Source organism: Aeromonas sp. 9A (assembly GCF_963900955.1).
Taxonomy (GTDB): Bacteria; Pseudomonadota; Gammaproteobacteria; order Enterobacterales; family Aeromonadaceae; genus Aeromonas; species Aeromonas salmonicida.
In genome coordinates, this window is sequence record NZ_CAWRFG010000011.1 from 1 (window position 1) to 9,680 (window position 9,680).

Here is a 9,680-nt window from a genome sequence, read left to right on the forward strand (position 1 = left end):
GATGTCGATACTCATGAGATGTCCCTTAGCTGATGCGGATCCAGGTTGAGTTATTCCAGCCACCGTCCTTGCCATCCCCGACGATATAGCCGAGCAGTTTCCAGGTGCCGGGCAAGGTGGCCCCTCGACCCGCCCATTGGTCAGAGCCGCAGGCCAGTTTCAAGTTGCTGCCGGCAATGACGTAGCCGGCCGTTTTTGCCCCTACGTAGGCGATGCAGCAGGCCATGGCATACGAGCCAACCTGTCCCCAGCCACTGGCCACAATATCGGCGTTGCCTTGAGCCGCGGTGTGGGTGTGTGCACTCGGCGGCATGGTGGTCGGTTTGCCGCTCACTTCGCCCCAAGCGGGCCAGCGGGTGGCCGTGGCCGGCGCCCCGGTCACTTGCGCCCAGGGATGAGTGTGCGCGGCCGGTGGCATGGTGGCGGGCTTGCTGCTGACCTCAGCCCAAGTGGGCCAGCGGGTGGCATGCACCGGTACCCCGGTGATTTGGGACCAGGGGTGGGCGTGACTGGCCGCCGCGGCCCCCAGCTCGGCCAGCGTGGGTTTGTTGCCGGTGTTGTAATCCCGAGTCCAGGGTGTCCAGGCTCCGGTGCTGTATTGGGCCCGGCGCCAGACCCGGCTCGAGTTGTAGACCCGGTAGGTTTGCTGGGGACCGGCGCCACTGCTGACAATCAGCGACCCTGCGCTGTTCTCCGGGTAGTGGCGTGCCGCCGAGGCGTTGGCGCTCGCGTGCTGGGCATACACCTTGGGTGCTTTGAGGGTGTCGAGGTCCTCCGTGCTCAAGTTGATGGGATTGAGCCAGGAGCCCGGGTGGGTGTGGTTGGCTGCCGCGAGGTCCGGCTTGCTGGTCACCTCTGCCCAGCTGGGCCAGCGGCTGGCGGTGGCAGGTACCTGGTCGAGCTCGCCCCACTTGTGGCGGTGGCTGCCGTCCTTTATCTCCACCGCGATGCTGACACCCTGGGCATCTTCCAGGATGCCCTTGCCAGTCACATCCCCGGTCAGCTCGATGGTGCGCTTGCGGCGCACGTCAGTGACACTGCCATTGGCATTGATGATGGCCACCTTGGCCACGTGGTGTTGATGGCCGTTGGCGTCCCGGTAATCCACCAGGTCTGGCACGCTCAAGGTCAGGGTGAAGTGGTTCACCCAGGCATCGAGCAGGGAGCCAGCCCGGTAGATATCGAGCCAGAGCCCCACCGGCTTGGCGCCCGGGGTCACCTTCTTGACCTCATCGAGCTGGGCGCGCAGGCCGCCCACGTAGGCCACCCCGGGCTGCACCTTGTAGACCCCTGATTCATTGACCAGATTAAAGCCGTTGCCGTAGAAAGTGGCCGGCCCGAAGAACTGCAGCGCCTGCAGGCGCAGGTCATCGTCCATCCCGCGCAGGCGGGCGGCATAGTCAATCTGCCAGGTGCTGGCATCCACATGGGTGGCGGTGGCATCCGGCGCGCGGTCGTACTCCATCAGCATGGATTTGACCAGGCTGTTGCCGGTCTGGCCGGTGGCCTCATGGGTCTTGAGTTTGGTCTCCAGTCCCTTGTGGACAATCATCCCCACCACACCGGCGGCCTTGTTGATGAGGTAGAGGGCGTTGAAGCTGAAATCGCCGACCGTGGTGTCCATGACTATGGTGTAGGCCACCGCGTCGTTGTTGATGCGCCCGCGCTGGTCCACTGCGCGCCGATGCACAATCTGGTTGGCTGGCGGCAAGCCCTGGTCAGGGCTGATGGGTTTGCTGGGGTCAAGGCCCGGGATATTGGCCAGCACGAACTCATCGAGCACCACCGGCACTTGGGTTGCTAGGCACGCCTGCAGGTAGTTGGCAAAGGCGTTGGTAATGATTTGGCTCATGCTGTCCTCTTGAGGGTTGCGCCGAACACCTGCTGGCTCATGTCGATGCGACCGGTGCGCAGAGTGCCGGTGACCGGGTACACCACCTGGAAACGGTAGCGGCGGCAGGTGCGGCCATAGTGTTGAATGAGGGTTTCCATCAGCTGCTGGTTGCCGGCGATGGCGCTGTCGGTCACCTCGATGGTGATGACGTCCCAGGGCGTGCCGGCCTGGCGTTCGTGAATGTCACACCAGCCGATACCAAGGCGCTCGAAGATGCGCTTAAAGCCGGCCACTTCGCCGGCGTCCCGGGCGTTCACAAAGGCGAACTTGACCCGCTTGCGAAACAGCGCGATGGGCTCGCCGTTAAAACGGGCGATGTCCCGCTCCCAGGCAAGCAACGAGAGCAGAGATTCCGAGCAGGTCAGCGGGTCTTGCTGGGCCAGCGGCAGCAGCAACCAGCCCTTGAGCCGCTGCCAGAAGGCATTGATGCCCCGCGCCAGAAACCCCGGCTCGGCGTGGGCGGGGCTGATGGTGTAGCCATCCTCCCACCAGGGGGCACTGGCATCGGGCAGCACCGGCGCCTGCCGGTTGTGTTCAAGCGGGGTCGGCTTAGTCATGCAGGGTCACCACCAGTTTGCTCAATCGCGGGATGGCCAACCCAGACACGATGTCACTCTCACCAAAGCGCAGGCTCTGCAGCTGCGGAAACTGGCTGTGCAGCTCGCGGCCGAGCTGAGAGAGCGAGAAGCGCGAGCGCGGCCAGGTACGGGTCACACTCGGAAAATCCGCCGACTGACGAAACGCCGCCTTGACCAGGTTCTCGGCGCCAGCTTTAAGGGCGGCACGCTGCTCATCAGTGAGGTTGGCTTGTGGCCAGAGCGACAGCGTAAGGTTGTGCTGGGTCTCGGGGATGCTCATCACGAACAGGTCATCGCCATGACCATGGTTGCCCTGGCGGCCCACGTAGTCGTTGAGCTGGTCAATCAGGCTGGCCGGGGTGGCGCCCACCTCCAGCAGGATATAGGCGTTGGCGGTCCCCGGCCCCCGCGGGGCTTCGTGTTCGAAGAAGATGTGGTCGGCCCGAATGCCGGCGACGCTGGCCAGCATAGAGCGGTAAATGGCGTCGATGTGATAACGCCCCACTGCCGAGAACTGGTTCTGGATGCGCAAGCCCAAGGCGTCGTTGCCCTCGGCATCGGCCCCCTGGGTGGTTATCCACTCCCTGTCATCGTTGCGGGCCGACAAGATGCCGGTGACCGGTTCGCTCAGCAGGTTGTAATAGCCCGGCGCCAGATTCCAGGCAGCCCCGGCGAACTCTGCTTCGCACACCACTTTAGCCACCGCTTCGCCGGCTGGGCTCACCACCGCCTGCAAGGGCCGCAAGCGGTAGATGGTGCCGTTGATACGCTCGGTGGTGACCCAGATATCGGCCGGGATGGTGGCCGCTTCGCTGGGGTTGGCTTTGACGAAGTTGACCAGGCCCCGGGTGGTCTGGGCGGGTTTGCGGGTCAGGTCCACGTCCCAGGCCTTGAGGTCGAGATAGGCATCGGTGGCGGTGGCCGCGAAGGTGTTGGGCAGCACATGACCGGCCAAGAGCGTGCGGATAAGCCACAGCGCCGGCGTTATCACCACCCCGCGCACCAGCCGCCAGAAGGGTGATACATCGCTGTCATTGGTGATGAGGGAGCCGGCGGCCACCACCTCCTGTTTGAGCTCGGTCTCCATGGCCTGCTCAGTGGTCGGGACGCCGGTCTCGGCCAGCAGGGCCATAAAGTCCACGGTCGGGCGCAGGTTCACAGGGTTACCTCCAGTTCGCCGAATTCATAGGTGCGGGCAGCGACCAGTATCCGGTCGGGGGCCTCTTCACGGAGGAGGATGGTGCCGGGCACCAGCCGCTCGTCGTCTTCTACCAGCAGTTCAATCTCGGTCATCACATCGCTGCGCAGGGTCGGGCTGCGCTCGCCGATGAGCTTGCGGGCGAGCCCGGATTCCATGATGCGGTGCTTGATGTCCTGACCGATGCTGTGGCGGTCCTGGGTGGTGCGGGGCTGGCCGCCGGCATCGAGCTGCCAGGCGCCGTTCACCACTAGGATGTCGATGTACTTGGGTTCGTGGATCAGGGGCTCACTCATCATTTGGTCTCCAGCCAGGCGTTCTCGGCCATCTGTTCCGGGGTCATCGGGTTTTGGTTGTGCATGTGCACCTCGCCGATGTGCAGGGCCTTGGCCGGTTTCTGGTTGGCCGTGGTTGCGGCCGCGTTGGCCTGGATCAACTGCTGGCCCAGGCCACCCGAGGGCACCGCGCTCTGGTCTTGCTGGCGGTAGCGCGCAAGCGGAGCGTTGATGCGCGCCATCGGCGCCGGGGCCTGCAGCTGGCGGGTCAGGGGCAGGCTCAGGTCCGGCATCACCAGCTTGCTGGTGTCGATGTCGATGCCCGGGATCATTCCCATCAAGTCGAGGGCGTAGCGAATGGCCTTGATGATCCACTGCCAGGGGGTGAGCAGGGCCTCGAACACGGCGCCAAGGACGGACCCCAGACGCCGGCCGGCATCGGTCACCCCATCGACCCCGAGGCTGGCGCGCTCGGTGGCCCCAAAGAAGGAACCGAGCCAGTCCCAGGCTTGGCCGAGCAAGGTCACGATGATCCCCAGGGTGTCTGCAATGGGGATCAGTGCCTGGGAGGCGAGGGGGCCAAAGGTCTCGGCCAGCCCACTGAAGAAGGCGCCCAGCAGCTCAAAGCTGGTCAGTACCGAAAAGGCGGCATAGAGCTCGTCCCAGTAGACGATGGCCAGCGCCACGGCGGCGACCAGGGCGAGGATGCCGCCCACGATCAGCAGCACCGGGTTGGCGTACATGGCGAGGTTCACCAACAAGACGGTGGTGCGCATCAGCGCCATGGCGCCGCGCAGCAGCTTGAGCGGGGCGAGCAGCCCCGTCATGACGATGCCCCAGCCCAGGGTCACCAGCTTGGCCAGGCCTGCCAGCAGTAACCAGCTACCGGTCACCATGCCAAGCCCGACGATGGCCAGGATGGCGTAACTGATCGCCTTGGTCAGGTGGGGAAACAGCCGGGTCCAGCGCAGCACGGTGTCGGCACCATCGGCAAAGGCGCCCACTACCTGATTGATGGCCGGCAGTACCGCACCGAACGCGGCGGCTCGAATAGCAAACCAGGCCGATTCGACCCGCTGCCACTGGTCAGTCATGGCGGCGGCCATCTGCTCGGCCTTGCCCATGCCGTGGGTGTTGCCCAGGGCATTGATGCTGCTCGAGAGCGCCTTGGTGTTGCTCATCAAGAGTTTGATCATCGACACCGCTTCATCGGAGCCAAACGCCTTTTTCAGCTCATCACTGCCGGCGACTGTCAGGGTCTCGCCATAGCGGGCCTTGAGCTTTTCCAGCACATCGAGCACCGGCAGCATGTTGCCCGCCGCATCGGTGAACTGCAGGCCCAGCGCCTTCTGGGCGTTGCCGACCCCGGCCAGGAAGGATTTGAACTTGGTACCGGCTTCGCCGCCGCCCATGGTGGCCTGCAGGTGGCCGAGCACGGCGAACTGCTCATCCATCGAAATGCCGGCGGCGGTGGCGTTGGCACCGATGCCCTTAAAGGCGTCGGTCATGCCCTGGCCGGTGGTCTTGAACATCTGCACCGCGGTGGCGGTCTTGCCGGCCACGTCCTCCACCCAGTTGGCTTTACCCATGCGCACGGCCTGCTGCTCAAAGATGCCGTACATGGTGCCCATGTAGTTGGTGATGGTGGCGGTGTCGGCCTTGGTGGCCTTGGCCAGCACCCCGGAGGCGCGTGCAAAGGCGGGCAGCTCGTTGCCCTCCAGTCCGGCGATGGCGGATTGAATATCGTAGGAGGCGCGCACGAACTCACTGGCTGACTCGCCATAGTCCAGCGAGAACTGCAGGGCGGTGTCGGAGAGTTGCTTGAGGGTCTTCTCATGCACGTCGAGCGAGGCCACCTCGGCCAGCGCCCGATCCATTTCGATAGCCGGGCCCAGCACGTTCTGGATCGCCATGGCGCCGGCCACCACTGTGGTGGTGCCCATGGCCATGTTGGTCCACCCCTGCCGACCGGCTTTGCTGATCTGGTCGATCTGGGTGTTGATGCCCGCCAGCGGCTTGGTGGCATTGTCCACCAGTGCCACCTGCATCATGAGTTTTTCCATCCAGGCCATAGGGGTCTCTTATCCGTTGAAGGCTTTGGCTATCCCCTGCGCGACGGCAAAGGCGAGCGTGTCCCGTGAGTGCTTATCAAACCAGAGGGCGCGGGCCAGGCTGTCGAGGTCATCCTCTTCATGGGGCAGGTAGTGGCGCCGCAGCGCCAGTACCTGTTCCAGCTGGTTGCGCTCGATGGCCTCGGCGCGCCCGGTCAGTTTTTTACAGTGATATCCAGCGCCGGCGCGAACTCCTCGTTGACCTTGGCGGTCAGCTGCAGGGCAGCGCCCGGCAGGGCCAGCAGATCGCTCAGGGCCTCCTTGTGCTCGGCGCTGACAATCTTACGCAGGTAGTTGTGGGCCGGTGCCACCTTGTCGTTCATGGCCAGGTCGTTGATGTAGCTGTTGTAGGCCACCAGGGTGGGCTCAAAGCAGATGTCGGTGCCGGCGATGGTCAGGGTGATGGTTTGCTTGCTCATGGGGTGGTTTCCTCTTGTTCAATCCACTGATTCAGGGTGTCGAGTTGGGTTTGGCAGCGGCGCAGCGCGCCCTGCAGGGTGGGGATAAAGGCCACGGCCTCGCCCCAGGTCGCGGCGTTAAATTCAGGCTCCGGGCAGTGGGGCACCAGCCCCGGCGGTGGCAGCCGCTTCACTACCTGGGTGTGCACCAGGGCCCTTGGCTGGCTGGAGCAGGCGCAGAGCGCCAACAGGCAGAGGCTCGCGAGCACAATTCGGGCGGCCCGTCGGCGGCGTGGCCAGTGCGTGTTGCAGGTCATCGGCAGTTTTCCTCTGTTGTTGGTCAAGCTCGGTCAGGGCGGCGTTCTGGTGAGTGAGCAGCGAGCGCAGCCCGGCAGCATCGCGTTGCAGCGTCGCCAGCTGGCTGGCCTGCTGCTCGTTGGTGGTCTGCAGGGTGGTGATGGTCTCGTTGGCGGTGGCCAGTGCCTGGGCGCGACGGGTGAGCAGCTCCCCCTGGACATACAGCACGGTGCCAATCACCAGCCCGATAAGGGTCGGCAACAGCCGGATGAACGTGCTCATGCCAGCACCCCGCCGAACTCGGTGAACTTGACCAGCAGGTCGGCGAGCTTGTGTTCACGCTGGCCATAACCGGCACCGGGCAGGCTGGCCCAGATGTTGGCGCATTTGGCGATTGCCTGGGGGATGCGGCCATCGACCACATCGGCCAGCGCCTTGCGCTCGCGGATAAGCTGGATGGCCCAGGTGTCTTGCGACTCGGGGCCAAAGTCCGGCAGGCCGAGCCGGTCACGGTAGTGGGGCCAGTGCCTGGACAAGAACTGATAGCGGCCGGCGGCCGTGCTGACCAGGCGCGGGTTCACCTGCACCTTGACGTTGGGGTGAGTGCGGTAGTCGGTGAAGAACCCCGCCGGGTTGACCAGTTTGTCGTATCCGTCATCGCCCCGGCCCTTGGTGCCTTCGGCATAGGCCAGCATGTCCAGAAAGGCGGCCACCTGCGGGTGGCAATTACTGCGCGGCATTGTTGTCCTCCTTCTTGTTGAAGAGCCGTGCGGCCCGGTCGCGGATGATGTCGATCCCAAGCAGCCCCACCACGCCGCCGAGGAACGGAGTGGCCTCTTGGGGGATACCCAACAGGTGGGTACCGGTGGCGGCCGCCAGGGTGATGAGGCCGCACAGCAGGGATTCGATCAGTCGGCGGCGACCCCGACCACCGGCATAGGTGATCCGCAGGAACGCGATGGCAAGTGCCAGCAGGGCGCCATAGACGGCGGGCCAGTTGTCCATCAGCCAGGCCAGCAGGGCGGTGGCGAGGGGCGGATCTTTGTGAGGCATGTGGTTCATGTCCGTTGCTCGGGTTAGCGGGCCAGCCGTTCAAGGCGGGACTGGCAGGGGACGCACAGGCGCACCCCCGGCACATGGTGGCGACGGGCCTCTGGGATGGGGTCGTCGCACTCCTCGCACTGATGCAGGCTCATGCCCTGGTAGCGCCCTTTGCCCACCTGTTTGGCCAGTTGGGCCGCCAGCATGCGGGCGGCGTGTTGGTTGGCGCGGTCGATATCGTCCACTGTTCCCCCTTAACCCAGCAGGTGGCGGGTGTCGTCCTTGGAGAGGTACGGCACGCCATTGAGGTGAACAAAATCGGGGGAGGTCACAAAGCCTTTCACCTTGTGCACGCTCTTGCTGCCGCCCTTGGGATCGACGTCGAGCAGGTCGGAGACCAACAGCTTCACGCCAAAGGCCTCCACCTTCATCTGGTCGCTGCCGGTGTCGGCGTAGAACAGCACATCGTCCGGCTCCATCCCGCGCCAGCTGCCCGCCCGTTTGGCGGCATCGGCCAGTAACTTGAGGTTCTTGGTGTCGAGCTCGAATTCCAGCTCCGCCGAGACGTCCCCATCCACATAGCCATCCGGGACGCCCCGGGTCTGGGCCACGGCGCTGTTGTCGCTGATGGAGAGGCTGGCCTTCTCGATGTGGACCATGGCCCCCATCAGGGTGGTGTCAAAGCTGGCACCGGAAATACGACGGGTCATTGCTTAGCCCTCCCCGTTGTTGAGGCTCAAATCGAGCATGATGTTGACGGTGATCCCCTTGGGGCAGTCCACGGTGCGCACCACCACATAGACAGAGACCAGGTTCTTGGCAGTCCACTGGATGCTGATGTCGCCATCTTTGGGGGAGGCGATGTCGCCCGGGAACGGCTGGCCGTTGATGGTGGCGGCCTTGGCCATCTCGCGCAGGTCCTTGCCAAAGTAGGTGATGGCGGCGGCGGTGCTGCCCGGGGTGGAGTTGAACGAGCGGTCACCGATGCGGGCGATAGCGCGGATACGGGTCCGGCGCGCCACCTTGTAAGCAATGCGCAGGTTCTCGATCACCTGGTAGTCGCCGCCCTCGGCATCGAGCTGGCGCCCGTCTGCCCAATAGAGGCCGTCATAATCCGGGTACCACATCGGCACCGAGTAGCGGTTTTGCTCCAGGGTCTGCAGGGTGGCCAGCGGCAGCGGGATCCCGTCCTTGTCCACCGGCTTGTTGCCAAGGCCGACCAGGGCGCCGGTCTTCACTCGACAGGGGCTGTCGGCGATGCTCACTGCCCGGTTGCACAGACGGCCCGCATAAACCCCGATGAGGTTGGGCCAGAGCATCGGCACCAGGCCAATCGAGTCGGCCTTGATGCCCTCCTGCAGGGCGGCCAGGGTGGCCTCGTACTCGGGCCAGTCTTGGGCGCCTTCGCCGGTGGCATTGATACCCGGCACCGCCAGCAGCATGAACTGCCAGCGTCCCCACTTGGCGATCAGCTCCTGGTTGAGGGCGTGGGCGGCGTTGATGCTGGCGGCGTCCCATGCTTGCCCCAATACCACGACACCTTCAAAGGATTGGGTCTGCTGCGCTTCGCGTACCGCATCCAGCCAGGATTGGTCGGTGGGCAGCACGTATGCGGCGGCGGTCCAGTTCTGGCCGGCGTTATCGCGGGCGGCCAGCAGGTTGGCCTTGAGCTCGCTGTCAGCGGCGCCCAGCAGCTGGTCAAAGTCGGACTGGGTATTGAGGGAGAGCAGCTTGCCGGTGTTGCTGGCGGCGCTGCCAATGAACAGCAGGTGGCGCTCGACTTCGGTCACCGGCCCCTGCATCTGGTTCAAGTTGTTGATCTGTACATAAGGCCACATGGCGTTAGTTCCCCTTCAGGTCTTGTTTGTTGACGTCCCAGCCGTAGTCG

General features: G+C 64.6%; 14 protein-coding genes. All 14 read right to left on the reverse strand.

Annotation, left to right across the window (positions count from 1 at the left end):
• Positions 1-25: 25 nt before the first annotated feature.
• From AACX78_RS22065 to AACX78_RS22125, 14 genes are read right to left on the reverse strand one after another with little or no spacing between them, the layout of a single operon-like run.
• Positions 26-1,852, reverse strand: a complete 1,827-nt coding sequence (locus tag AACX78_RS22065) for a phage tail-collar fiber domain-containing protein (protein ID WP_236556388.1) — start codon at positions 1,850-1,852, stop codon at positions 26-28.
• Positions 1,849-2,451, reverse strand: coding sequence for a phage tail protein (locus tag AACX78_RS22070; protein ID WP_159167599.1), 603 nt, complete (start codon positions 2,449-2,451; stop codon positions 1,849-1,851). The genes AACX78_RS22065 and AACX78_RS22070 overlap by 4 nt, the downstream gene beginning before the upstream one ends.
• Positions 2,444-3,631, reverse strand: coding sequence for a baseplate J/gp47 family protein (locus AACX78_RS22075; protein ID WP_159167600.1), 1,188 nt, complete (start codon positions 3,629-3,631; stop codon positions 2,444-2,446). Before AACX78_RS22075 ends, AACX78_RS22070 begins: the two co-directional genes overlap by 8 nt.
• On the reverse strand, positions 3,628-3,951 hold the full coding sequence (locus AACX78_RS22080; protein ID WP_159167609.1) for a DUF2590 family protein: 324 nt from the start codon (positions 3,949-3,951) through the stop codon (positions 3,628-3,630). The genes AACX78_RS22075 and AACX78_RS22080 overlap by 4 nt, the downstream gene beginning before the upstream one ends.
• Before the next feature lie 14 nt (positions 3,952-3,965).
• The gene (locus tag AACX78_RS22085; protein WP_159167601.1) at positions 3,966-6,017 is read right to left on the reverse strand and encodes a phage tail tape measure protein; all 2,052 of its coding nucleotides are present in this window, start codon (positions 6,015-6,017) and stop codon (positions 3,966-3,968) included.
• Between the two features lie 9 nt (positions 6,018-6,026).
• Positions 6,027-6,215 carry a DUF6890 family protein gene (locus tag AACX78_RS22200; protein WP_407704539.1) on the reverse strand — a complete coding sequence of 63 codons (189 nt, stop codon included), beginning with the start codon at positions 6,213-6,215 and terminating at the stop codon, positions 6,027-6,029.
• On the reverse strand, positions 6,212-6,475 hold the full coding sequence (locus tag AACX78_RS22090; protein WP_159167602.1) for a putative phage tail assembly chaperone: 264 nt from the start codon (positions 6,473-6,475) through the stop codon (positions 6,212-6,214). Before AACX78_RS22090 ends, AACX78_RS22200 begins: the two co-directional genes overlap by 4 nt.
• Positions 6,472-6,663: an Rz1-like lysis system protein LysC gene (lysC, locus tag AACX78_RS22095; RefSeq protein WP_236556389.1), complete on the reverse strand. Its 192-nt coding sequence runs from the start codon at positions 6,661-6,663 to the stop codon at positions 6,472-6,474. Before lysC ends, AACX78_RS22090 begins: the two co-directional genes overlap by 4 nt.
• Entirely contained in the window at positions 6,599-7,033 is a 435-nt protein-coding gene (locus AACX78_RS22100; RefSeq protein WP_159167603.1) for a hypothetical protein, read from the reverse strand. The genes lysC and AACX78_RS22100 overlap by 65 nt, the downstream gene beginning before the upstream one ends.
• Complete coding sequence (locus AACX78_RS22105; RefSeq protein WP_159167604.1) at positions 7,030-7,491, reverse strand: glycoside hydrolase family 24 protein; 462 nt, start codon at positions 7,489-7,491, stop codon at positions 7,030-7,032. The genes AACX78_RS22100 and AACX78_RS22105 overlap by 4 nt, the downstream gene beginning before the upstream one ends.
• Entirely contained in the window at positions 7,478-7,804 is a 327-nt protein-coding gene (locus AACX78_RS22110; protein WP_159167605.1) for a phage holin, lambda family, read from the reverse strand. The genes AACX78_RS22105 and AACX78_RS22110 overlap by 14 nt, the downstream gene beginning before the upstream one ends.
• Before the next feature lie 23 nt (positions 7,805-7,827).
• The gene (locus AACX78_RS22115; RefSeq protein WP_159167606.1) at positions 7,828-8,037 is read right to left on the reverse strand and encodes a TraR/DksA family transcriptional regulator; all 210 of its coding nucleotides are present in this window, start codon (positions 8,035-8,037) and stop codon (positions 7,828-7,830) included.
• A gap of 9 nt (positions 8,038-8,046) precedes the next feature.
• Positions 8,047-8,502 (reverse strand): phage protein, encoded by a 456-nt coding sequence (locus AACX78_RS22120; protein WP_159167607.1) that lies wholly within the window; start codon positions 8,500-8,502, stop codon positions 8,047-8,049.
• Positions 8,503-8,505: 3 nt separating this feature from the next.
• Positions 8,506-9,630 carry a DUF2586 domain-containing protein gene (locus AACX78_RS22125; RefSeq protein ID WP_159167608.1) on the reverse strand — a complete coding sequence of 375 codons (1,125 nt, stop codon included), beginning with the start codon at positions 9,628-9,630 and terminating at the stop codon, positions 8,506-8,508.
• Between the last annotated feature and the right edge of the window lie 50 nt (positions 9,631-9,680).

Bases quoted from the DNA above. Each gene is read 5' to 3' on its own strand.
- AACX78_RS22065 (WP_236556388.1), bottom strand. From the start codon at position 1,852: ATGAGCCAAATCATTACCAACGCCTTTGCCAACTACCTGCAGGCGTGC.
- AACX78_RS22070 (WP_159167599.1), bottom strand. From the start codon at position 2,451: ATGACTAAGCCGACCCCGCTTGAACACAACCGGCAGGCGCCGGTGCTG.
- AACX78_RS22085 (WP_159167601.1), bottom strand. From the start codon at position 6,017: ATGGCCTGGATGGAAAAACTCATGATGCAGGTGGCACTGGTGGACAAT.
- AACX78_RS22090 (WP_159167602.1), bottom strand. From the start codon at position 6,475: ATGAGCAAGCAAACCATCACCCTGACCATCGCCGGCACCGACATCTGC.
- AACX78_RS22100 (WP_159167603.1), bottom strand. From the start codon at position 7,033: ATGAGCACGTTCATCCGGCTGTTGCCGACCCTTATCGGGCTGGTGATT.
- AACX78_RS22105 (WP_159167604.1), bottom strand. From the start codon at position 7,491: ATGCCGCGCAGTAATTGCCACCCGCAGGTGGCCGCCTTTCTGGACATG.
- AACX78_RS22110 (WP_159167605.1), bottom strand. From the start codon at position 7,804: ATGCCTCACAAAGATCCGCCCCTCGCCACCGCCCTGCTGGCCTGGCTG.
- AACX78_RS22120 (WP_159167607.1), bottom strand. From the start codon at position 8,502: ATGACCCGTCGTATTTCCGGTGCCAGCTTTGACACCACCCTGATGGGG.
- AACX78_RS22125 (WP_159167608.1), bottom strand. From the start codon at position 9,630: ATGTGGCCTTATGTACAGATCAACAACTTGAACCAGATGCAGGGGCCG.